This window comes from Hymenobacter swuensis DY53, from assembly GCF_000576555.1.
Taxonomy (GTDB): Bacteria; Bacteroidota; Bacteroidia; order Cytophagales; family Hymenobacteraceae; genus Hymenobacter; species Hymenobacter swuensis.
Genome location: NZ_CP007145.1, coordinates 1,703,678 through 1,725,480, shown reverse-complemented (window position 1 = coordinate 1,725,480; position 21,803 = coordinate 1,703,678). Strand labels below are relative to the sequence as shown.

The following is a 21,803-nucleotide window of genomic DNA, read 5'->3' as shown; positions in this document are numbered from 1 at the left end:
GACGATGTTCAACCTCCACAATGGGGAGCTCAACGTAGTCTCACTTCTCAGCTCTCATTATCTCACTTCTCTCCTATGAAAGTATCCCTGTTCTGGCACCGGCGCGACTTGCGTTTTCAGGATAATGCCGGGCTGGCCGCCGCGCTGCAGGGCGAGCAGCCGGTGGTGCCGCTGTTCATCTTCGACCCTAAAATCCTCGACAAGCTGGAAAACCGCCAGGATACCCGCGTCATGTTCATCTTTGACGAGGTGCAGCGGCTAGTGGCGGAAGCCGAGGCGGCCGGCGGCACCATGCTGGTGCGCTACGGAAAGCCGGAAAAGGTATTTGCCGAGCTGCTCAAGGAGCTGGACGTAGCCGCCGTGCACACCAACCACGACTACGAGCCCTACGCCAAAACCCGCGACGCAGCCGTGACCGAGTTGCTGAATAAGCACAACGTAACGCTGCACACCTATAAGGATCAGGTCGTCTTCGAGAAGGACGAGGTGCAGACCAAAACCGGCCAGCCCTACAAGATTTACGGCCCCTACAAGCGCGCCTGGCTGGCCCGCCTCACCGAGGCCGACTACCGCCCCCACCCTTCCGCCGACCACCTCGATAAGCTGGCCCGCGTGCCGGCCGGCTCCCGCCCCACCCTGGCCGATATGGGCTTTGAGCGCAGCCCCGAACACATTCCGGGCCGGCGGCTGGTTACCCGCACACTGGAGCAGTACGCCGACACCCGCGACTTGCCCGCCCGCGACTCTACCAGCCGCATGGGGTTGCACCTGCGCTTCGGCACCGTGAGCATTCGGCATCTGGTGCAGCGGGCCTTGGAGGCTAAGGCCGAAATCTGGCTGAGTGAGCTGATCTGGCGCGATTTCTTCATGCAACTGCTCTGGCACTTCCCCCATACCGCCCACGAAAGCTACGCCCCCAAGCTGCGCGACATTAAGTGGCGCAACAACGAGGACGAGTTTCGGGCGTGGTGCGAGGGCCGCACCGGCTACCCGCTCATCGACGCGGGCATGCGCCAGCTCAACGCCACCGGCTTCATGCACAACCGCGTGCGGATGGCCACGGCCAGCTTCCTCATCAAAAACCTGCTCATCGATTGGAAATGGGGCGAGGCCTACTTTGCCGAGAAGCTGCTCGACTACGAAATGGCCTCCAACGTGGGCAACTGGCAGTGGGTAGCCGGCACCGGCGCCGACTCGCAGCCCTGGTTCCGCATATTCAGCCCCGATTCGCAGCTGGCCAAGTTCGATAAGCAGCACGCCTACGTGAAACAGTGGGTGCCCGAGTTTGGCACGCCGCGCTACCCCAAACCCATGGTGGAGCACCCCGCCACCCGCGACCGGGCCTTGGCCGCCTACCGCGCCTCCCGCGACCTGCACGCCTAGCCAAATCCGGCCGGGTTTCTCACAACTTTCAGCCGCCGAAGCGGTTATCCTGCTACTATGAAACAGCAACCCACGCCCGCTCCCGAAGCGGCTTTCTCGCCCAAAGAACGGATCAAGCAAGCCTACCTCGACTACGTGCTGCGCAAAGGCAAGCCGCCGATTTCGGTGTTCAAGCTGACCCAGAAGCTGGGCTTGCCCGAGCAGGAATTCTACGCCAGCTACGCCAATTTCGACGCCATCGACCGGGAAATCTGGGCTGACTTTGGCCGAGAGGCCCGCGCCACGGCCGCCCGTGAGCCGGTGTGGGAGCAATACGGTGCCCGCGAAAAGCTGCTGGGCTACTACTACACGCTCATCGAGATTCTCAAGCACAACCGCAGCTATGCCCTGCAAAGCCTGCGCCGCTCGCTCTCCAAAATGCCCGGCATCACGCCCCGCGTGCTCAACGATTTCCGGCAGGATTTTGAAGCCTTCGTGGAGGACTTGCTACGCGAGGGCCGCCGTACCGAGGAAGTGGCCAGCCGCCAGCTGGTGCAGCACGGCTACCCGCGCTTCTTCTGGCAACAGCAGCTGTTCGTGCTCGGCTTCTTCGCCAAAGACGACACCGTAAACTTCGAGCGCACCGACGCCGCCATCGAAAAGGCCGTAACGCTGAGCTTCGATCTGGTAGGCCGCAACACCTTGGACTCCGCTGCCGATTTTGTGCGGTTCCTGGTGCGCCGGTAAGGTTTTTCAGTTGTATCAGAACGGTCATGCTGAGCTTGCCGAAGCATCTCTGCCGCTTCGTTGTTGTAGTAAGGCAACAGTGCGGTAGAGATGCTTCGGCAAGCTCAGCATGACCGTTTTCGGTTTATAATACATCCTCATGGACGATACCCCCAAGTCGCTTACTTCCCTGCCCACCACCAAAGTGGCCCGGGCGGCGCGTTTCGCCAAAACCGGCCTCAACGTGGGGGCCAACTACGTGAAGCACTACGCCAAGCGGGCCGTGGGCGCCGACAGCCCCACCGAGGACCTGCACGCGGCCAACGCGGCCGAGCTGTACGGCACGCTCAGCGAAATGAAAGGCTCGGTGCTGAAAGTGGCCCAGATGCTGGCCATGGAAAAAAACCTGCTGCCCACCGCCTACGCCGACCAGTTTGCCCAGGCTCAGTACCAGACCCCACCCCTCTCGGGCCCGCTGGTGGTGAAGACGTTTCGGGAGGCATTCGGCAAGTCGCCGTTCGAGGTGTTCGACGAGTTCGACATTGAGGCCCGGCAGGCGGCCAGCATCGGGCAGGTGCACGCGGCGCGCAAGGATGGCCGGGAGTTGGCCGTGAAAGTGCAGTACCCCGGCGTGGCCGACAGCATCCGCTCCGATATCCGGCTGGTGAAGCCCATTGCGCTGCGCGTGCTGGGCCTTGATGAAGCCACCGTGCGGCCCTACATGCAGGAAGTGGAAACCCGCCTGCTCGAAGAAACCGACTACGCCCTGGAGCTGCGCCGCGGCCAGCAGATTGCCGCCGCTTCAGCCGGTCTGGCGCATTTGCAGTTCGCCCAATATTACCCCGAGTTGTCGGCCGCGCGCATTCTGACCATGGACTGGCTGCCCGGCCAGCACATGAAGGAGTTTCTGGCCACCAACCCCAGCCAGGAAGTTCGCAACCAGCTCGGCCAGGCTCTCTGGGACTTCTACATGTTCCAGCTCAACGAGCTGCGCCAGGTGCACGCCGACCCGCACCCTGGCAACTTCCTGCTCACGGATACCGACGGCGGCACCGTGGGCGTGCTGGATTTTGGCTGTGTAAAGGAAGTTCCGGCCGATGTGCACCGCCTGTTCACGGCCCTGCTCACGCCCGAAACCCTCGCCGACCCCGCCCAACTAGCGGCGCTGCTGACCGAAGGCGGCGTGCTTCGCGCCGACGACCCAGCCGCCCGCCGCGACTTCTACGTGCGCACCATGCAGTCGTCACTGGAGCTGGTGGGCCGCCCGTTCCGCCAGCCCACCTTCGATTTTGGCGACCCAGCCTACATGCAAAGCCTCTACGCCCTCGGCGACGACCTGATGCAGGAGCCCGAACTGCGCCAGCAGCGCGAGCCCCGCGGCTCCGAGCATTTCATCTACCTCAATCGCACCTACGTGGGTCTCTACGCGTTGCTCACGGAGTTACGCGCCTCCATCCGCACCAATCCCGCCGAATAATCGAGGGTTTATAAACTAAACCGGCATAGCCTAGTTTAAGCATCCCGGAGCAACTCGTGTACTTACACGAATTACTCCGGGATGCTTTTTTTCTCTCCCCATCTTCACCTCCCTTTTTCCATGAAAAAACTCTGGACCCTTTGCGCCGCGCTGCTGAGCGTGGTATCGGTGGCCTCGGCCCAATCGACGATGAGCTGCTGCACCAAGCCCGCCGCTGGTCAGGCTGCCACCGAGGTATTCGCCATGCTGGCCTCTAACGAGGACTTCTCCGGCGGCCACGATGCCCCCCTGCCCTTCACCTACGCCGGCGAAGGCGGCATGATTGAGTTCAAAACCACCGATGGCCAAACCGGCAAAGCTTTCGAAATCAAGAGCAAGACCAAGTCCGACAAGTATCTGTTCGTGATTCACGAGTGGTGGGGCCTGAATGATTACATCAAGCAGGAAGCCGGCCGTTTCGCCGAGGAACTGCCCGGCGTCAACGTCATTGCCCTTGACCTCTACGACGGCCAGATTGCTACCGACGCCGACCAAGCCGGTAAGCTGATGCAGGGCGTGAAAACCGAGCGTGCCCAGGCCATCATCAACGGTGCCCTGGCTTACGCTGGCCCCAAAGCCCAGATCAGCAGCATCGGCTGGTGCTTCGGTGGCGGCTGGAGCATCCAGACGGCCCTGCTGGCCGGACCTAAAGCCAAAGCCTGCGTGGCCTACTACGGCATGCCCGAGAAGGACGTAGCCAAGCTCAAGACGCTGAACACCGATGTGCTGTTTGTCTTCGCCAAGCAGGATAAGTGGATCAACCAAGAAGTGGTAGACCAGTTCCGCAAGGACATGGCCGCCGCCAAAAAAGGCCTCACGGTGAAAACCTACGACGCCGACCACGCCTTCGCCAACCCATCCAATCCCAAATACAGCAAGGACATGGCTGCCGACGCCCACGCCGCCTCAGTCGCCTACTTGAAGAAGAACCTGAAGGTAAAATAGCTTTCCGCAGTATCGGTCAGTAGCGCGAACTTTGTAGTTCGCGTCCCTGCGCCGTTAGAATCCTTGTCGTTCTGGAGCGCGAACTACAAAGTTCGCGCTACTGACCGCCCCAGAAAAAAGAGGCTGCCCGCTTGGGCAGCCTTTTTTTGTTTCAGCCTGCACGGTTGTAGCGTCTCCCGCCGGAACAACCGACACCGCACTCCCTGAACAACGTCAGCACGCGCCGAGACGCGAAGTGTCGCGTCTCTACAGCCATGTAGAGCTTTCCAGACTGCGGGGAATCTGCTACCTTTTAGCTCCCACCAACGCCCTGCGCCATGTCTACTGCCCTCGTTTCTCCGGTTCAGCGGCTGCTGAACGAGTACGCCGAAAGCCACCAGAACCCTACCAACAAGCTGGTGCACTGGGTGTGCGTACCGCTGATTATGTTCGCCATTCTGGGGTTGCTGTGGTCGTTGCCGGTGCCGGCGGCGGTGCGGAACATCTGCCCCTGGCTGAACTGGGCTACTGTGGTAATGGTGCTGGCCGTAGGGTATTACCTGCGCCTCTCGGGGCGGCTGGCGGTAGGGATGGTGCTGGTGTGGGCGGCTATGGCACTGGGACTGCGCGTGATAGATGGCGGGGCGGCCCTGCCCCTGTGGGCCGTATGCCTGATTATTTTCGTGCTGGCCTGGGTTGGGCAGTTCTGGGGCCACAAGGTAGAAGGCAAGAAGCCCAGCTTCCTCAAAGACCTACAGTTTCTGCTCATCGGCCCGCTGTGGCTGCTCCATTTTATCTACCGCCGGCTGGGCTGGCGGTATTGATAAGGTGCTGGACAAAATAGAACGTCATTCCGAGCCTGCGAGGAATCTCGCGTGCTGATGTTATCCAATCGTCAAACGATAACCGCTCCGTAGCCCAGGGCCTAAACCCTGGGCTAGTGAAGCAACGTCAGCACGCGAGATGCTTCGGCTGTGCCTCTGCATGACGTTCAGCGCTGTTTATCAACCGCAGCTTATTCCAACAGCCGTGCCTGGAGCGGGGCTAGGCTCTCAGGGAGCTGCTGCATGTCAGTGAGCACGAAGTAGAGGTCCTGGAATTTGTCCTTCTCGAAGGGCGTATCTAGCACACCGTCGAGGGTGAAGGGCAGGCGGGTGGGCGCGTCGCTGAGGCTGAACTTCACCTCGCCGTGCGACGACAGCAGCCCGGCCCCGTAGATGCGCAGGCCATCGGGCTGCTGAATCAGGCCAAACTCGGCCGTGAACCAGTACAGGCGCGTGAACTGCTCCAGCGTGCCGGGCCAGCGCTGGCCGTGGTGCACGGCGGCCGCGCCCAGTTTCTGCAGGAAATCAGCAAAGCCGGCATCCGTCAGCAGCGGCACGTGGCCGAATACGTCGTGGAACATGTCGGGCTCCTCGAGGTAGTCGAGCTGCTCGAGGGTGCGCAGCCAAGTGGTGGCGGGAAACTTGCGGTCAGCCAGCAGTTGGAAAAACACGGCGGCGTCCACAATGCCGGGCACAACCACCAGCTCCCAGCCGGTCAACTCCTGCAGGCGCGGGTTCACCTCCCGGAAATCGGGAATGGCGTCGCGGGTGAAGCCCACCCGCCGCACGCCTTCCAGAAACGCCTCAGCGGCGCGGCCGGGCAGCAGGGCCATCTGGCGGTCGAAGAGCAGCTGCCACACGTGCTGGTCGGCGGCGGTGTAATCGGCATATACTTGGGTGAGTAGCGGCAGGGCAACAGAAGCAACGGGAGCGGCAGAAACAGACTGCATAACGAAAACGGGGAAGGTGGAAAAAGAAAAAGCCTGCCTCCGCAGGGAGCGGAGGCAGGCTTGAAATGACGTTGGGGAGGGTGAAGTGCTAGTTTCAGTTCCTCTCGTACGCCGCGGCCGCTCCGCTCCGGAGGGGAGCGTAATAGGTGGCAGCGTAATAATAGCGGGACGTGAACAGCAGCATGTGCAGCAAATGTACGAGAGATTTTGGATTAAGTAGATTTCACTCTGTCATCCTGAGCGGAGCGAAGGACCTTATCACGCCCAACGACTCGTTCAGACGTGATAAGGTCCTTCGCTCCGCTCAGGATGACAGCTTGGCTACTCCACCGGCTGCAGCTCCCAGCCCGAGGACAGCAGTGCGGCCAGCTCGGCTACGCTTTCGGTGAGCTGGTCCCAGCTGGTGAGCACGAAGTACTGGTCTTGGAGGTGGGCTTCGCTGTAGGGCGTGTGCAGCACGGTGGCCAGGTCGAAGGGGAAGCGGCGCGAAACGTCGCCGATGCAGTGGTGGATTTCACCCGACGACGACAGCAGACCGGCTCCGTACATGCGCGTCTGGCCGTGTTCTTCCACCAGCCCGAACTGCACCGTGAAACCGTAAAGCCGCTCGAGGCGGGCCAGGGCCACGGCATCGTCGAGGTGCTGGGCGGCTACCTGTCCCAGGAAGTGCAGGAAGTCGGCGAAGGCCTGGTCCATGAGCAGCGGCACGTGGCCGAATACGCCGTGGAACAAGTCGGGTTCCTCAATGAAGTCGAACTGCGCCATGCTCCGGATCCAGACGGTGGCCGGGAACTTGCGCTGGGCCAGCAACCCGAAGAACTCGGCATCATTGAGCATGCCCTGCACCGGTTCCAGCTGCCAGCCGGTGGCCTTGTGCAGGCGCTGGCTTACTTCCTGAAAATCGGGAATGGCGTTACGGTGGAAGCCCACGGCCTCCAGCCCCCGGCCAAAGGCCGAGCAGGCGCGCTTGTGCAGCAAAGCCGTCTGGCGGTCGAATAATACCTTCCAAACCAGCTGATCCTGCGTGGTATACTGGTCGTAGTGTTGCTGTATCATAGCGCGTACAGGGCAGAAAAAAAGCCCGGCTCCTGGGGAGGAGTCGGGCTCTTAAGTGGATTTCAGAGAAGGAGAAGCATGCCGTGTTCTACCTTTCGTACCCGCAAAAGCGCCCGACCTCGTCCTGGACAGGACGATTAATGGTCATAAAGCATTTCGCGGATAGGTTCAGCATGATGATGCAAATATAGAAGACTTCCGGAATAAGCAAGATTTCAGAACGCTTTATTTTAGAGTGCCTAATACATAAACAGGCACATGTATCCCATATAACCACCCTTGTACAAGGGGTCACCAGCAAAAATTTTATACTATTTATGATTAACTACCCTATAATTGAATGGTCTTATTTCTCAAACAAGCCATTTTCATCGTGTAAACTCGTAACGGGCTAGGGCGACGAAGGTGGTTGTATTAGCCCGACGCACTTCTTTGCTGATTTCCAGCTTCTGGGAGCCCAGCGTAAGTACGCGGCGCAGCTCGCACGGCTGACCCATCTCCCGGCCCGACCCCTCAAACACTGCCTGAAGGCGGCCATCGGGCAGGCGGGTTTTGGACCGGAGTTGCAATTGCGCATCGTCCCAACGGACGGAACGACCGTCGCGGGCCAGCCAGAGCTTGTCGAACTCCTTTACCATACCGCCCTCGGGCTGCTGGTAGATATAATCGAGGACAAAGGCGTTAGGGCCGGGGCTCATGCCGTTCAGGCCACTGCGAATGGCAACGGGTCGGGCCGAAGCCTCATTGGCATACGTGAGCTGGCCTTGCTCCCACTGCTGCGTCAGGAGCTGTAGCTCCTGCATGGTTAGGCGGGGAGCATCAGCCTGAGCATTGCCGCGCTCCACTACCAGCGTAACCAAGCTGGCCAAGGCCAGCGCGAACCTGAGAATTTGCTTTTTCATGACGAAGCCTTCTGGTTGTGATGATGCCGCCTACAGCTTGCCGTTGGGCTCGTAGGTCATGCTCAGTCGGGTGTCGCCGGTGATTTTGAGGTCTACTTTGGCTTGCTGGGCCGAGGGGTTGAGTAATAAAGCCGTGGAGCCAGCCATGAACCGCAACGTGCCCCGCTCGCCGGGGGCCAGCGTCGTCTTGCCGAAGATGCCGCCGCCGCGGGGCCGCTCCTTGAACTCGACGGGTACTTTGCCCACGTTGTGGGCCTCTACTTTGAAGCCGCCCAGCTGGCCACCGCCCAGCACAAACTGCTTGCCCGGCTCAATGAGCAGATTGGAAGTGATGCCCGCCCAGCAGGCTGTAACAAGCAGCAACAAGGCTGCGAAAGTGGCAACAGTGGCCGAACGGGAAGGCAGGAAAGTACGCATGGCAATGGGGGGGTGAAGTGAAACAATGTCCCAAAGGAACTGCCCCCGCCGCCCCCAAACGCCCCAGTTTACAGCCTGGGATGCCTCAACTTATAGTTTGACACTGGGCAGGCGTGGAGACGCGACACTTCGCGTCTCGCCGTTGCTGAAGTTGTTTGATTAGCGCAGTTCCGGGTCGTTCAACGACGAGACGCGAAGGGTCGCGTCTTTACACCGTGTTGTTGGCGCAGGATTAGTCGTTCAGTGAGGAGACGCAAGTATGCGTCTCTACAGCTGCCGGGCGGCTTCGCTGGGAGTCTGGCCGCGGAGCTTTTTGAAGACGCGGTTGAACGTGGACTTGGAGTTGAAGCCGGCCTCCAGGGCTACGGCCAGTAGCGTATAGTGCCGGAACTGCGGGTCGCGGAGGCGGCGCTCGGCCTCGCTCACTCGGTACTCATTGATAAAGTCGTTGAAGTTCTGACCGCAGCCGGAGTTGATGACCTTGGAGAGCCAGGATGTGTTGGTGCGCAGCTGGGTAGCCAGCTCGCCTAGCGTCAGCTCGGGCTCCAGGTAGGGCCGGGCCGCCTGCATATGGGCCAGCAGCCGGGTCGTCCAGCGGGCCAGCTCCGCGTCGGGTTCGGCGGCCGTTTCAGTTGGCTCTTCAACGGTGGCATCAGCTACCAACGGTACGCTGGCAGCCGCAGTAGCAGCCGAAACAGGTATTTCAGGCAGATCGAGTACCGCATCGGCAACAGTTCTTTTGTCTACCGCCGGTACAACGATGCCAGACGTTTCGTCGGCAGCTTCTATCGTTGGTAACGAGGTTGCCGACGGAGTCACGGCAACTGGCAGCTGGAAGCGCAGGGCGGCCAGGCGGTAACCTGTCAGCAGGCCCGAGATACTGAGGTAGTAGATCAGCAGGCCGGTGAACAGGTAGTCGTACCAGCTCTGCACGTAGTTGAGGGGCGTGATGAAGAGGTTGACCGCGCCGAACACCAGCGTGACGCCAGTGCCCACCACCACGGCCACCAGCACGTTGCGCAGCCACCGAAACCGGAGTTGCTCGGTATCGGAGAAATTGTCGTTGAGGTAGCGGGCGTAGGCGCGGTAGGCCCGCAGGGTGTGCACCGCGTAGGCCAGCACCGAGAGGTAGCCCAGCGTATCGGCCAGCAGCCCGATGGGTTGGTAATCGGCCCAGCTGGCCAGGGGGCCTTTGGTGCCGAAATGGGCGGGCAGCGGCTGACCCTGCAGCCCGTGCCACCAGCCAATATCGTAGCCGAACACCACCAGTAGCCACGCCCCGAAGGCCAGCGCGGGTGCGAAGTGCCACCAGTGTTGCCGCTGCAGCCGGAACTCCTGGTTGGTGAGGCTGCGGAAGTAGAAGTATAGCGCCGGCCCCACCGCCAGCCAGTTGCTGAACGGCCAATAGAACATGAATGTCGTGCGGGCGTCGTGCGAGTCGTACCAGCCGGCAAAGCCCAGCATCCACTGGGCCAGCCGCACAGCAAACAGCAGCAGCAGCAGGGCCAGCCAGCCATCGGCCGCCGTATCCTCGCGCCGCCGCCGCGCCCACAGCACCGCCGCCACGATTACGCCTTGCAGGAAAAACGGCAGCAGCAAGCCGCTGTAGAGGTTGAAGCCGAAGAACATACCGGCAAGGTAACAGTAGATCGGACTTCTACTATGTTCAAAAAGCTAGTTCCCCTCCTTGGAAAGGAGGGGCTAGAGGTGGTTGACCTTGCATTAGAACGGTTTTTAGAACTAGCTCTAGCATCGTTCTGACGTTCATCAACCACCCCTAGCCCCTCCTTTCCAAGGAGGGGAACTAGCTTTTAGTTTACCTTCTACTCCAGCTCCTGGCGCAGGGCGTACACTTTGCGCAGGTTGCGGATCAGGCGCTCCGACTCGGCGAAATTCAGGGTCTGGGCACCGTCGGAGGCGGCTTCTTCGGGCTTCTCGTGGGCTTCGTAGATGATGCCATCGGCACCGGCCATGACGCCAGCCAGGGCCATCGTGGGCACGTACTCGCGGATGCCGATGCCGTGCGAGGGGTCCACGATGACGGGCAGGTGGGTTTTCTCCTTCAGGATAGGCACCGCGTTCAAGTCGAGGGTGTTGCGCGAGGCGGTTTCAAACGTACGGATGCCCCGCTCGCAGAGAATCAGCTTCTCGTTGCCGCCCGAAAACACGTATTCGGCCGACGACAGCAGTTCCTCGATGGTGCCGGAAATACCGCGCTTGATCATTACGGGCTTATCCACGCCGCCCAGGGCATCCAGCAGGTTGAAGTTCTGGGTGTTGCGGGCGCCCACCTGGAACACGTCCACGTAGTCGTGCATCTCCTCCACCTGCGACACCTGCATGACCTCCGTCACAATCTTGATGCCCCGTTCCCGGGCCATGCGGTGGAAATCCTTCAGGCCTTCCATGCCCAGCCCGCGGAACGCGTACGGCGACGAGCGGGGCTTGAACACGCCCCCGCGCATGATGCGCACGTCGTTGTCCACGAGGTGCTGCATGATCAGTTCCATCTGCTTTTCGCTCTCGATGCTGCACGGGCCGGCGGCCAGCGTGAGCGAGCCTTCCCCGATGCGCACCCCGTCGCCGAGGTCGAGCACCGTGGGGCGCACGCGCCACTTGCGGCTCACCAGCTTATAGTCGTCCGAGACGCGGTGGATGTCGAGGATGCCGGGCAGTTGGCCGATGGCGCGCAGATCCACATCGGCCTTGCCGATGGCCACTAGGTAGTGGGCGCGCTGGGTTTTCACCTCCGTGGCCTTGTATTTCAGCTCCTGAATGCGGGCTTCAATAGCGGCTTTGTTGGCGGCGGTGATATGGGGGTCGAGTTGGATGATCATGTTCGGGAGAGAGAAAAATATCAGCACGTCATGCTGAGCGAAGGCGTAGCCGTAGTCGAAGCATCTCTGCCGCTTCGTTGGCCGTTCTCCGTAGCCCAGGGTTTAAACCCTGGGCTAGCGAGCGGTTATCGTTTGGGCAAAATGCGTTAGCTCGCGGTAGAGATGCTTCGGCAAGCTCAGCATGACGTTCTTTTTTATGTTGCTTAAGCCAGCACCGAAGAAACGAACCGCTTGGCCGCGGCCGGGGCGTCATCCACGCCTTCCAGGGCGCGAATCAGCGCGGAGCCGATGATGGCGCCCTCGGCGTACTGGCAGGCATTCTGGAAGGAGGCTTTGTCGCCGATGCCGAAGCCGATGAGGCGAGGGTTGCGCAGGTTCATGGCCTCGATGCGCTGGAAATAGGCTTCCTGCACGCCCTCGGCCTGGGTGTTGGCTCCGCCCGTAGTGCCGGGACCCGACACGAGGTACAGGAACGAATCGGTCAGCTCGTCGATGCGGCGGATGCGCTCCGGGGCGGTTTGCGGGGTGATGAGGAACACCGGCCGCAGGTTGTGGCGGCGGAAGATGTCCTGGTACTCGGCCACGTAATCGTCGAGGGGCAGGTCGGGCAGGATGATGCCGTCGGCCCCGGCGGCGGCGGCTTCGCGGCAGAAGTTGTCCACCCCGAACTGCATCACCGGGTTGAGGTAGCCCATCAGCAGAATCGGCGTTTCGGGCACGCTCTCCCGAATGCCTTTCAGCTGTTCAAACAGCACCCGCAGGTTCATGCCGTTGGCCAGGGCCACGGTGCTGCTGGCCTGAATCACCGGCCCATCTGCCAGCGGATCCGAAAACGGCATCCCGATTTCGATGAGGTCGGCCCCGGCTTCACTCAAAGCTTTGATCAGCGGTACGGTGTCGTGCAGGCGCGGGTAGCCGGCGGTGAAGTAGATGTTGAGCAGGTTCTTCTGCTTTTTTTCGAAGGCGTCTTTGATTCGGTTGGTCATGTCACGTGATATTGTCTGTCATGCTGAGCGAAGGCGGAGCCGCAGTCGAAGCATCTCTACCGCTTGGTCTACAAGTAGAAATTAGCCAGAGGTAGAGATGCTTCGACAAGCTCAGCATGACGATGCCATTGCCTTACATAATAGCGTCAGCGTACTTGATGTAGGTTTCCAGGTCCTTGTCGCCGCGGCCGGAGAGATTGATGACCACCACGTCGTCGGGGCCGGCACCGAGCTGGTCGAGGGCGGCCAGGGCGTGGGCGGTTTCCAGAGCCGGGATGATGCCTTCGAGGCGGCTGCATTCGGCCACGGCTTTCAGGGCCTGCTCATCTTCGATGCTGATGAAGCGGGCGCGCTTGGAATCGGCCAGAAACGCGTGCAGCGGTCCGATGCCGGGGTAATCAAGGCCGGCGGAAATGGAGTAAGGCTCGGTAATCTGGCCGTCCTCGTCCTGCATCAGCAGCGTGCGGCTACCGTGGATGACGCCCGGCGTACCCAGCACCGACGTAGCGGCCGAGTGGCCCGAGTGCACGCCGTGCCCGGCGGCTTCCACGGCCACCAGCTGCACCGAGGGTTCTTCCAGGAAATGGTAGAACGCGCCGGCCGCGTTGGAGCCGCCGCCCACACAAGCTACAACGTAGTTAGGCAGCTCGGAACCGGTTTTTTCCAGCAGCTGCTTGCGCATTTCCTCGCTGATAACGGCCTGCAGGCGCGCCACCAGATCGGGGTACGGGTGCGGGCCTACCACCGAGCCGATGATGTAATGCGTGTCTACTGGGTTGCTGATCCAGTCGCGGATGGCCTCGTTGGTGGCGTCCTTGAGGGTGCGGCTGCCGCTCATAGCTGCCCGCACCTCGGCCCCCAGCAGGCGCATGCGGTACACGTTGGGCTTCTGCCGCTCCATGTCGATTTCGCCCATGTACACGATGCACTCCATGCCCATCAGGGCGCACACGGTGGCGGTGGCCACGCCGTGCTGACCAGCCCCGGTTTCGGCAATGATGCGCGTTTTGCCCAGGCGCTTGGCCAGCAGAATCTGCCCCACGGTGTTGTTCACCTTGTGGGCGCCGGTGTGGCAGAGGTCCTCGCGCTTGAGGTAGATGCGGGTGTTGTACTTAGCCGACAGACGCTTGGCCTCGAACAGCGGCGTGGGCCGGCCCACGTAGTCGCGCAGCAACTGCTGGTATTCCTGCTGGAACTCCGGCTCGGCCATAATGCTCAGGTATTGCTGGCGCAGCTCCTCCACGTTGGGGTAGAGCATTTCGGGAATGAACGCGCCCCCAAACTGGCCGTAGTAGCCGCGCTCCGTGGGTTGTTGGTAGGTTGGTTTCATGATAGTTTCTCGCAGGGTCTCGGGATGGGTGGCGCAGGATCTCGCAGTGGATTACCCCGCGAAATCAGACGCAAAAAAGGGTTCTTATAACAGGTCGTTGGTCATGACTTCCGACAACGGAAGCTTCCGGGTTTCCAGGCTATGCTCGGCCAGCCAGTCCAGGTAGCGCTGCACCCTGGCAGGGCTCATGTGGCCCCAGTTGGGGCCGCTGCCGTAGTGTTCGGCCGTGTACTGCTGGCTTTCGAGCAGGAAACCGGGGTTGCGGTCGGCGGCCGGCACCAGCTTCTGCAGCAGCGCCACCGCCTCCTCCGGGTGGTCTTTGGCGTGCAGGAAGCCCTGCCCGGACACCCGCAGAAACTTCCGGTAGGCCTCCCCGTTTTCCAGCACCCGCTTTTCCGACGCCATGATGACGGGCGAATAGCCGTACGGAATGCCATACTCGGCCAAGCGGAAGCTGGTCAGCTCCACGCCCTGCTGTCGGGCCTGCACGCCTTCCCAGTTATCGAAAATCCAGGTCGCGTCGGCCTGCTGTTGCAGCAGCGTGTTCCAGATGCCCAGCTTGTCCGGGTAGGTGATGGTCAGCGGGCCGGTAGCACTGTCGTTTTCCAGCATCTTCGCCACTATCTGGTCCTCGTAGCGGGCCTGGTACGAGGCGTAGATTTTGCCGGCCAAATCTTTGGGCGACTGAATATCCGGGCGCTTGAGCGTGACGATGCTGCTCAGATCTTCTGTCAGCAGGGCGGCCACGGCTATGGCATCGAACGGCCGGGCCTTGGTGCGGTAGCTGATGATGCTTTCCAGCGGGCAAAGCGCAAAATCGGCCTGACCCAGCTCTATTTTCTTGGCCGGAGTCAGGGCGTAGTTGTCGGCTTCCGGGGTCAGCAGCTCCACTTCCAGCCCGTGCTGTGCGTACCAGCCCAGCTCCTGGGCCACTACAAAGCCCGTGTGGTTGGTGTTTACCGTCCAGTCCAGCGCAATCTTTATTTCGCTCATAGCTTTCGTATATCCGTCTTTGGCGCAATCTGCCTGTGTATGATGCTGGCTTATTCTGCTTTCAATTCCTGAAAAAAAGCCTCCAGCCGGCCGGCATCCTTGGTGCCCGGGGCGGTTTCGAAGCGGCTGTTCAGGTCCAGGGCAAACAGGCCGGGCAGCCGAAGGTTGCGCAGCGTCGCCGCGTGCTCCGGCCCGATGCCGCCGGCCAGAAAGTACGGCACCGGCAGGTTATAGTCCTGCAGCAGCGTCCAGTCGAAGGCGGTGCCGTTGCCGCCGGGCTGGGGACCGGCCGTGTCGAAGAGAAAATACTCCACGCAGCCCACGTAGGGCTGGAGCTGGGCGAAGTCGAACCCCTCACCTACCGCAAACGCCTTCACCACCGGCACGCCCCCGGTCCGCACCGCGGCGCAGGTTTCGGGCGTTTCGTGGCCGTGGAGCTGGGCCAGCTGCAAATCAAACTCCCGCACCCGCGCCAGCACCGTAGCCGCGTCGTCGTCCACGAACACGCCCACCTTGCGGATGGCGACCGGCAAGGCCCGCACCGCCGCCGCCGGCAGCCGCTCCCCCACGTACCGCTTCGACTTCGGGTAGAAGATGAACCCCAGAAAATCGGGCTGCAGCGCCGCCACTGCCCGCAAGCTGTCGGCATCAGCCATCCCGCAGACTTTGAGGTGAGGCGTGTGGTGGGTGTTAGTGGGCATGTGGATGATAAGCTAAAACTAGCTCCCCTCCTTGGAAAGGAGGGGCTGGGGGTGGTTGATTTTTAGAGTTAGAAGCTAGAGCTAGCTGTTGTTCTGACGATGGTCAACCACCCCCAGCCCCTCCTTTCCAAGGAGGGGAGCTAGCTCTAGCTTTCTGGCCCTTACAACAACGTCACCGCTTCGGTAGCCCGGAGCTGCTGCACCAGGGCGGCGCAGGCCTTTTCGGGGCGCGAGTGGCGCATGAAGGTTTCGCCCATCAGGAAGCCGCGGTAGCCTACGGCGCGCAGGGCTTCGATGTCGGCGGCGGTGCTCAGGCCGCTTTCGGTCACCTTCACGTACTCGTCGGGGATGCGCTGGGCCAGCTCGCCGGACGTGTCGAGGCTCACGGAGAAGTCGTGGAGGTTGCGGTTGTTCACGCCCACTAGGCTCACAGCGTCGGGGTGCAGGGTTTTGTCCAGCTCCTCGGCGTTGTGGATTTCGAGCAGCACTTCCAGGCCCAGGCTTTTGGCCAGGCGGCCCAGTCGCAGCACTTCCTCGCCGCTGAGCACGGCCGCAATCAGCAGCACGGCATCGGCCCCGAGGCTTTTGGCTTCGATGATCTGGTACTCGTCTACCACGAAATCCTTGCGTAGGATGGGGCAGAAATTAAAGCGCCGGGCCGTGGTCAGGTCCTCGTTCTTGCCGCCGAAAAACTCCGTATCCGTCAGCACCGACAGCGCCGAAGCCCCGGCCTGCATGTAGCCCAAGGTGGTGCGCTCCACCGGCGCGTGGGCGTTGATGATGCCTTTGCTGGGCGACTTGCGCTTGAACTCGGCAATGATGCCGCTCAAATCGTCACGCAGCAGGTAGCGGCGCAAACTCAGCGGCTGGGCCGGCATATAGAAGCTTTGCTCCAGCAGCTTCACCGGCACCAGGCTCTGGCGGGTGGCAACTTCCTGGCGCTTATGGGCAATGATGGTATCGAGAATGGTCATTTTTTTGAGCTGTTAGCTATTAGCTGTTGACTGATAGCTGTTTCGAAAATCGTGTGTCATCCTGAGCGGAGCGAAGAACCTTGTGCCATTCGCACGAAGCGTAACAACAACAGTCGTTCTGGTTTGATAAGGTCCTTCGCTCCGCTCAGGATGACAGGACCTGTTTATTGGGGTCAGATAGCCGCCACCAGCTCCCGCAGCGCCTGGCGGGCGCGGCCGGAATCCAGCGACTCGCGGGCGGCGGCCAGGCTGTCGGCGAAGCTGAAGGCGGGTTCCAGGCAACCGATGGCCAGGGCTGCGTTGGCCGTTACTACGTCGCGCTGGGCGCGGGTTGCGCGGCCTTCCAGCACATCCACAAAGATGGCGGCCGATTCGGCGGCGGTACGGCCGCCGGCCAGCTCCTCGGGCTGGTTCAGGGTCAGGCCCAGGTCGGCGGCTGATACCACCCGCTCGCCCTCGGGCGTAGCCAGCTTGGCGGCGGCCGTCAGCGAGAGTTCATCGTAGCCATCCAGGGCGTGCACCACGGCGTAGCGGGTGTCGGTTTGCTGCAGCAGGTAGTGGTAGAGGCGCAGCAGCTCCAGGCTGAAGGTACCCGCCACCTGAAACTTCGGCCGCGCGGGGTTCACCAGCGGGCCTAGGATGTTGAAGAACGTACGCACGCCCAGCTCCCGGCGCACCGGCCCGGCGTGGCGCATGGCCGGGTGGAAGGCCGGAGCGTGCAGAAAGCAGATGCCGGCCCGTTCCAGCTGCCGCTGCAACACGTCATTGCCCACCCCAAACTCCACGCCCAGCTGCTGCAGCACATCCGACGACCCACACACCGACGACACGCCGATGTTGCCGTGCTTGGTAACCTTGTAGCCGGCCCCGGCCACCACAAAGCAGGCCAGTGTGCTGATGTTGAGCGTGTCTTTGCCGTCGCCGCCGGTGCCCACAATGTCCACCGTGTCGCGGGTGCCCAGCTCCGGGTCGCGGCTGAGGCTCAGCAAGGCCTCGCGGAAGCCCGCCAGCTCCGGCACCGAAATGGGCCGCATCCGGTACACACTCATAAAGGCCGTCATTTCCGCCGCGTTGGCCTCGCCCTGCCCAATGCGCAGCATGGCTTCCAGCGCCTCGGGGTGAGTCAGCAGCTGCTGGTCGAATAGTTTATTGAGGATCTGTTTCACAATCAGACCGCCACGAAGGCGGGTTTGGGGTAATTGGGTGGGTAATTGTAGGAGGTAGAGACGCAATATTTTGCGCCTCCCCGCGTGCTGATGTTGTTAGCTCCGCGCTACTATTATCGTTCGACGACGAGACGCAAAGTATTGCGTCTCTACATTCAGCCTGTTCAGCTCAGCCAGTTGCGCAGCATCTGGTGGCCGTGCTCGGTGAGGATGGACTCGGGGTGAAACTGCACGCCGCGCACATCATACTCCCGATGGCGGAATGCCAACACCTGACCGTCGGCGTCGAGGGCGGTGACTTCCAGCTCGGCGGGCACGCTCTCGGGGCGCACGCTCCAGCTGTGGTAGCGGCCCACTTTAAAGGTATCGGGCAGGCCTTCGAACAGCTTGTCGGGTGCAGTGAGGTGGGCGTCGGTGGCAAAGCCGTGGAGCACCTGGGGCAGGTTGTACAGCTCCCCGCCGAAGCTCTCGGCCAGGCCCTGATGGCCCAGGCACACGCCCAGAATGCGCTTGGAACTCGCGTAGCGGCGGATGATTTCGGGCATCAGGCCCGCTTCCGAAGGCACGCCGGGGCCGGGCGACAGCAGCACCGCATCGTATGCGGCCACATCGTCCACGGCCAGCTTGTCGTTGCGAATCACGGTTACGTTGTCCGTATGCCCCAGCTCCCGCAGCACCTGCACGAGGTTGTAGGTAAAGGAGTCGTAGTTGTCGAGAACGAGAATGTTCATGGTTCAGTAGAGAGAACTAAGTAGTGAGTAGTTAGATTATTGGTGGAGTATTGAGGGAAGCAGAGCGGAAACCCATCTATCAAGCTGGATTCTACATACCTGTCTCACTACTCAATACCCACTACTCACTACTTAAATGGCTTCCGCGGCCTGCAGCGCCTTGCGCAGGGCGGCCAGCTTGTGGTGCACTTCGTTGAGTTCGGAGTTGATATCGGAGGCGGCTACCACGCCAGCGCCGGCCTGGAAATAAAGTTGGCCGGCGGTGCTCAGGAACGAGCGAATCATGATGGCGTGGTTGAAGTCGCCGTTGAAGCCCAGGTGGCCGATGGCGCCGCCGTAGTAGCCGCGGGCGGTGGGCTCCAGGCCATCAATGAGCTGCATGGCGCGGTGCTTGGGGGCGCCCGAGAGCGTGCCGGCCGGGAAGGTATCGGCCACCACCTGCAGGGAGTTGGTGCCGGCAGCCAGGGTGGCATTCACCTCGCTTACCAGGTGAATCACGTGCGAGTAGAACTGGATTTCGCGGAATGTTTTCACCCGCACGTTGTCGCCGTGGCGGGCCAGGTCGTTGCGGGCCAGGTCCACCAGCATCACATGCTCAGCGTTTTCCTTGGGGTCGTCGGCCAGCTGCTGGGCCAGGGCGGCGTCCTCAGCATCGTGGCCGGTGCGGCGGAAGGTGCCCGCAATCGGGAACAAACTGGCCTCGCGCCCCTGAATACGCACCTGCGCCTCCGGCGACGACCCGAAAATCTTGAAGGAGCCGTAATCGAAGTAGAACAGGTAGGGCGAGGGGTTGATGGAGCGCAGTGCCCGGTACACGTTGAACTCGTCGCCGGAAAACCCTTGCTGGAAGCGGCGCGACAGCACAATTTGAAACACGTCGCCCCGCAGGCAGTGCTGCTGGCCCTGGGCCAGCACCTTGAGAAACTCCTCGTCGGTCTGGTTGGTCTGCTCCTCCCCTTCCGTCCGGAACTTGAAATCGGGCAACGAGGGGTTGCGGATCAGGTTCACTAGCTTCGTCAGCCCATCCTCGTCCACTTCCTGGCCCTGCAGCGTGTGCTCGAACACGTACAACTCGTTGCGGAAGTGGTTGATGGCAATGACGTAGCGGTAGGTGCCGTACAGGATATCCGGAATCTGGCCGGCGGGCTGCTTGTCGGGGTTCAGCGTGAGGTCCTCAAAGGCCTGCACCGCCTCGTAGCCCAGGTACCCGAACAGCCCGCCCGTGATGAAGTCGTGGCCGGTATCCTCGGTCTGGAAGCTGGCTGCGAAGGCCTGCAGGCGCGCCAGAGCCGTGCGCGGCGAGTCGAGCGTCTCGGTTTCGGTGGTATCGTCGGGCAGCGTGAGGGTCAGTTCCCGGCCGCGCAGTTCAAAGCGGGCCAACGGGTCGAAGGCCAGGTAGCTGAAGGCGTTCTGCTGGCCGTGGTAGTCGGAGCTTTCCAGCAGCAGGCAGTTGTCGTACCGGTCACGGAGGCGCAGGTAGAGGCCAACGGGCGTTACGGTATCGGCCAGAACGCGCAGGTGGCGGGTAGTGAGCTGGTAGGTTTGCATGAGCGGGGCTGGTTGTGTTGGTAGAGGTTGGCCAGCGCCGGACAATAAAAAAAGCCCGGCTTGGCGGCCGGGCTTTTGAGCTGATGCGAAAAAAGTAGTTCGATACCTTAACGCACGCACAGGCTGTCCCGTCCGGATTCTCCGTAGGGCCACCACCATGCTTGCAGGTTCATCGAAAGGGTCATTGCCGAAAGTTGAATTTGGAGCGTTGAACTGTGCAAATGTACACCGGGTTCGGATTTGCGCAACAATAGGCCCGAATTTTTTATCTGGGCCGCGCGTCTCAGATAACTACGCTATTGAGGACGGAGCGAGAAATGACAAGAGCAGTAGCCTTACTCCTTCGCCAGCGCCTGCGTACCCTGTTCGCGGCCGGCCGTGACGCGCAGTTGGTACTGGCCTTTGGCCAGCCGGCTCACATCGAGCACGCCCCCGGCCTTTACCTTGTCGCGGAGCACTACCCGGCCACTCATATCCAGCACTTCCACCCTGGCTTCGCGCAGGGAAGCGGGCAGTTGCAGCGTCAGGCGGTCTTTGGCAGGGTTGGGATAAGCACTGAATGCTAGGGCCAGCCGGCCGGCGTGGGTGCCGGTTACCACGGCCGGCTGCATCAGCCATTGGTACGCCGCCGAAAACTCCCGTTTCCAGAACCATTCGGCGTGCTGCCCATCGGCTTTGACATTGAAGCTCAGGTTAGCAGCCGGCACGCCGCCGCGGGACAGCGAATCCCGCATAGCCTGCATGAGTGGCACCATCGTCTGGCTTTCCTGTGTGCCGCTCACGAAGTAGAACCGCGTGGCCGGATTGGCCGGGTGCTGGCGTAGGTACTGAAACAGGGGCGCCTGCGCAAACCAGAAGGCAGGCGAGAACACGCCCACCCGGCCGTACACCTGCGGGTATTTCAGCGCGGCATAGGTCGAAATCAGCCCGCCCATGCTGCTGCCCGCAATACCCGTGTACTCGCGGCCGGTGAGGGTACGGTACTGCTGGTCGATGGCAGGCTTGAGCGTCTGCACCATGAAATCCACGTACTGGTCGCCTTGGCCGCCGTACTGCGGGTTGTTCCACGGCGACATTTCGTTTAGCCGGTCGGCCCCGCCGTTGTCTACGGCCACCACAATGGAGCCGGTGGCGTCGAGGCCCTGCTGCTGCAGCTGGCTCAGGGTTTCATCTACGCCCCACTCGCCCGAGAAGCTGGTGCAGGCATCGAACACGTTCTGACCGTCGTGCAGGTACAGTACGGGGTAGCGCTTGGCGGGGGCCGTGGCGTAGTCGTTGGGCAGGTACACCCACACGCGGCGGGTGCGGCCCAACTGCGGTATCTGAAAACCGGTACTCAGCACCCGTACGTTGGGCTGCAGGGCTGTGCTCTGGCAACTCCCACCGGTAGTGCCCATATCTTTCCAGTTCACCACCTGCAACTCTATGGTAGCGGGGCCGCTGCCTACCGTGTATTGCCGGTTGCTTATATCGTTATTCTGAGCATCCGACTCCACAGTGGCCCAGGAACCGCGCGTAAACTTAAACTCGATGGTACCCGTCACGGTAGCTGGCAACGTCAGTTGGTAGGTGCCGTCGGGGTTGCGGCTAAAGGCGTGAGCGGCACTGGCTGGACTCCAGTTATTGACGGTACCCGCCATATACACAGTAGCCCCGGCGGGGGTAGATGCCGGCACCGTTGTCAGGCGAAAGGTAGTCTGAGCCACCACATTGCCCACAGACAGGGCAAGCATACCGCTCAATAAAAAACGATTCATAGAAACAAAATGAATGGAAACAAAAAGCAAGCTACCACCATTTGAGGCCGGACGCGGCAGTGTTGGCAATGTTTTCTGCCAGTGGGGCTGATAAAGTCAAAAT

At 61.5% G+C, this 21,803-nt stretch carries 20 protein-coding genes; 5 read left to right on the top strand and 15 right to left on the bottom strand.

Translation table 11 applies throughout. The features are described 5' to 3' along the window. Window positions 1-75: 75 nt before the first annotated feature. The 5 genes from HSW_RS08835 (at window position 76) to HSW_RS08815 (ending at window position 5,352) form a co-directional block, all read left to right on the top strand. Window positions 76-1,383: a cryptochrome/photolyase family protein gene (locus HSW_RS08835; protein WP_044001631.1), complete on the top strand. Its 1,308-nt coding sequence runs from the start codon at window positions 76-78 to the stop codon at window positions 1,381-1,383. Window positions 1,384-1,440: 57 nt separating this feature from the next. Next, window positions 1,441-2,109, top strand: coding sequence for a TetR family transcriptional regulator C-terminal domain-containing protein (locus HSW_RS08830; protein ID WP_052346273.1), 669 nt, complete (start codon window positions 1,441-1,443; stop codon window positions 2,107-2,109). Between the two features lie 139 nt (window positions 2,110-2,248). Continuing rightward, window positions 2,249-3,565: an ABC1 kinase family protein gene (locus HSW_RS08825; RefSeq protein WP_044001629.1), complete on the top strand. Its 1,317-nt coding sequence runs from the start codon at window positions 2,249-2,251 to the stop codon at window positions 3,563-3,565. 120 nt (window positions 3,566-3,685) lie between these two features. Continuing rightward, a complete protein-coding gene (locus HSW_RS08820) occupies window positions 3,686-4,549 on the top strand; it encodes a dienelactone hydrolase family protein (RefSeq protein WP_044001628.1) in 864 nt (287 codons plus the stop codon). 317 nt (window positions 4,550-4,866) lie between these two features. Beyond that, window positions 4,867-5,352, top strand: coding sequence for an Mpo1 family 2-hydroxy fatty acid dioxygenase (locus tag HSW_RS08815; RefSeq protein ID WP_044001627.1), 486 nt, complete (start codon window positions 4,867-4,869; stop codon window positions 5,350-5,352). A gap of 191 nt (window positions 5,353-5,543) precedes the next feature. Here HSW_RS08815 and phhA read toward each other — a convergent pair whose 3' ends face one another. The 15 genes from phhA to HSW_RS08740 all read right to left on the bottom strand — a co-directional run bounded on the left by phhA (window position 5,544) and on the right by HSW_RS08740 (window position 21,676). Next, window positions 5,544-6,302, bottom strand: a complete 759-nt coding sequence (phhA, locus tag HSW_RS08810) for a phenylalanine 4-monooxygenase (RefSeq protein WP_052346272.1) — start codon at window positions 6,300-6,302, stop codon at window positions 5,544-5,546. Between the two features lie 321 nt (window positions 6,303-6,623). Next, complete coding sequence (locus tag HSW_RS08805; RefSeq protein WP_044001626.1) at window positions 6,624-7,358, bottom strand: phenylalanine 4-monooxygenase; 735 nt, start codon at window positions 7,356-7,358, stop codon at window positions 6,624-6,626. A 368-nt stretch (window positions 7,359-7,726) separates the two neighbouring features. Beyond that, window positions 7,727-8,260, bottom strand: a complete 534-nt coding sequence (locus HSW_RS08800) for a hypothetical protein (protein ID WP_044001625.1) — start codon at window positions 8,258-8,260, stop codon at window positions 7,727-7,729. A 30-nt stretch (window positions 8,261-8,290) separates the two neighbouring features. Further along, window positions 8,291-8,677 (bottom strand): hypothetical protein, encoded by a 387-nt coding sequence (locus HSW_RS08795; RefSeq protein WP_044001623.1) that lies wholly within the window; start codon window positions 8,675-8,677, stop codon window positions 8,291-8,293. A gap of 267 nt (window positions 8,678-8,944) precedes the next feature. Beyond that, the gene (locus HSW_RS08790) at window positions 8,945-10,306 is read right to left on the bottom strand and encodes a helix-turn-helix domain-containing protein (protein WP_044001622.1); all 1,362 of its coding nucleotides are present in this window, start codon (window positions 10,304-10,306) and stop codon (window positions 8,945-8,947) included. 194 nt (window positions 10,307-10,500) lie between these two features. Next, window positions 10,501-11,514 (bottom strand): 3-deoxy-7-phosphoheptulonate synthase, encoded by a 1,014-nt coding sequence (aroF, locus tag HSW_RS08785; RefSeq protein WP_044001621.1) that lies wholly within the window; start codon window positions 11,512-11,514, stop codon window positions 10,501-10,503. 203 nt (window positions 11,515-11,717) lie between these two features. Then, window positions 11,718-12,500: a tryptophan synthase subunit alpha gene (gene trpA / locus HSW_RS08780; RefSeq protein WP_044001619.1), complete on the bottom strand. Its 783-nt coding sequence runs from the start codon at window positions 12,498-12,500 to the stop codon at window positions 11,718-11,720. Between the two features lie 133 nt (window positions 12,501-12,633). Then, window positions 12,634-13,830, bottom strand: coding sequence for a tryptophan synthase subunit beta (trpB, locus tag HSW_RS08775; protein ID WP_044001618.1), 1,197 nt, complete (start codon window positions 13,828-13,830; stop codon window positions 12,634-12,636). A gap of 84 nt (window positions 13,831-13,914) precedes the next feature. Further along, window positions 13,915-14,823, bottom strand: coding sequence for an ABC transporter substrate-binding protein (locus tag HSW_RS08770; protein WP_044001617.1), 909 nt, complete (start codon window positions 14,821-14,823; stop codon window positions 13,915-13,917). Window positions 14,824-14,873: 50 nt separating this feature from the next. Beyond that, window positions 14,874-15,524 (bottom strand): phosphoribosylanthranilate isomerase, encoded by a 651-nt coding sequence (locus HSW_RS08765; protein ID WP_044001616.1) that lies wholly within the window; start codon window positions 15,522-15,524, stop codon window positions 14,874-14,876. Between the two features lie 161 nt (window positions 15,525-15,685). Next, window positions 15,686-16,498 carry an indole-3-glycerol phosphate synthase TrpC gene (gene trpC / locus HSW_RS08760; protein ID WP_044001615.1) on the bottom strand — a complete coding sequence of 271 codons (813 nt, stop codon included), beginning with the start codon at window positions 16,496-16,498 and terminating at the stop codon, window positions 15,686-15,688. 173 nt (window positions 16,499-16,671) lie between these two features. Further along, window positions 16,672-17,664, bottom strand: a complete 993-nt coding sequence (gene trpD, locus HSW_RS08755) for an anthranilate phosphoribosyltransferase (protein ID WP_044001614.1) — start codon at window positions 17,662-17,664, stop codon at window positions 16,672-16,674. Window positions 17,665-17,828: 164 nt separating this feature from the next. After that, on the bottom strand, window positions 17,829-18,395 hold the full coding sequence (locus HSW_RS08750) for an anthranilate synthase component II (RefSeq protein ID WP_044001613.1): 567 nt from the start codon (window positions 18,393-18,395) through the stop codon (window positions 17,829-17,831). 132 nt (window positions 18,396-18,527) lie between these two features. After that, window positions 18,528-19,943, bottom strand: coding sequence for an anthranilate synthase component I family protein (locus tag HSW_RS08745; protein WP_044001612.1), 1,416 nt, complete (start codon window positions 19,941-19,943; stop codon window positions 18,528-18,530). 335 nt (window positions 19,944-20,278) lie between these two features. Then, window positions 20,279-21,676, bottom strand: coding sequence for an alpha/beta hydrolase-fold protein (locus HSW_RS08740; RefSeq protein ID WP_052346271.1), 1,398 nt, complete (start codon window positions 21,674-21,676; stop codon window positions 20,279-20,281). Window positions 21,677-21,803: the final 127 nt, after the last annotated feature.

Excerpts from the sequence above, each read along its gene's own strand:
- trpC (WP_044001615.1), bottom strand. The coding sequence starts at position 16,498 with ATGACCATTCTCGATACCATCATTGCCCATAAGCGCCAGGAAGTTGCC.
- HSW_RS08835 (WP_044001631.1), top strand. The coding sequence starts at position 76 with ATGAAAGTATCCCTGTTCTGGCACCGGCGCGACTTGCGTTTTCAGGAT.
- HSW_RS08770 (WP_044001617.1), bottom strand. The coding sequence starts at position 14,823 with ATGAGCGAAATAAAGATTGCGCTGGACTGGACGGTAAACACCAACCAC.
- phhA (WP_052346272.1), bottom strand. The coding sequence starts at position 6,302 with ATGCAGTCTGTTTCTGCCGCTCCCGTTGCTTCTGTTGCCCTGCCGCTA.
- HSW_RS08800 (WP_044001625.1), bottom strand. The coding sequence starts at position 8,260 with ATGAAAAAGCAAATTCTCAGGTTCGCGCTGGCCTTGGCCAGCTTGGTT.
- HSW_RS08805 (WP_044001626.1), bottom strand. The coding sequence starts at position 7,358 with ATGATACAGCAACACTACGACCAGTATACCACGCAGGATCAGCTGGTT.
- HSW_RS08815 (WP_044001627.1), top strand. The coding sequence starts at position 4,867 with ATGTCTACTGCCCTCGTTTCTCCGGTTCAGCGGCTGCTGAACGAGTAC.
- HSW_RS08820 (WP_044001628.1), top strand. The coding sequence starts at position 3,686 with ATGAAAAAACTCTGGACCCTTTGCGCCGCGCTGCTGAGCGTGGTATCG.
- HSW_RS08765 (WP_044001616.1), bottom strand. The coding sequence starts at position 15,524 with ATGCCCACTAACACCCACCACACGCCTCACCTCAAAGTCTGCGGGATG.
- trpB (WP_044001618.1), bottom strand. The coding sequence starts at position 13,830 with ATGAAACCAACCTACCAACAACCCACGGAGCGCGGCTACTACGGCCAG.
- HSW_RS08790 (WP_044001622.1), bottom strand. The coding sequence starts at position 10,306 with ATGTTCTTCGGCTTCAACCTCTACAGCGGCTTGCTGCTGCCGTTTTTC.
- trpA (WP_044001619.1), bottom strand. The coding sequence starts at position 12,500 with ATGACCAACCGAATCAAAGACGCCTTCGAAAAAAAGCAGAAGAACCTG.
- HSW_RS08830 (WP_052346273.1), top strand. The coding sequence starts at position 1,441 with ATGAAACAGCAACCCACGCCCGCTCCCGAAGCGGCTTTCTCGCCCAAA.
- HSW_RS08750 (WP_044001613.1), bottom strand. The coding sequence starts at position 18,395 with ATGAACATTCTCGTTCTCGACAACTACGACTCCTTTACCTACAACCTC.
- HSW_RS08825 (WP_044001629.1), top strand. The coding sequence starts at position 2,249 with ATGGACGATACCCCCAAGTCGCTTACTTCCCTGCCCACCACCAAAGTG.
- HSW_RS08795 (WP_044001623.1), bottom strand. The coding sequence starts at position 8,677 with ATGCGTACTTTCCTGCCTTCCCGTTCGGCCACTGTTGCCACTTTCGCA.
- HSW_RS08740 (WP_052346271.1), bottom strand. The coding sequence starts at position 21,676 with ATGCTTGCCCTGTCTGTGGGCAATGTGGTGGCTCAGACTACCTTTCGC.
- HSW_RS08745 (WP_044001612.1), bottom strand. The coding sequence starts at position 19,943 with ATGCAAACCTACCAGCTCACTACCCGCCACCTGCGCGTTCTGGCCGAT.
- aroF (WP_044001621.1), bottom strand. The coding sequence starts at position 11,514 with ATGATCATCCAACTCGACCCCCATATCACCGCCGCCAACAAAGCCGCT.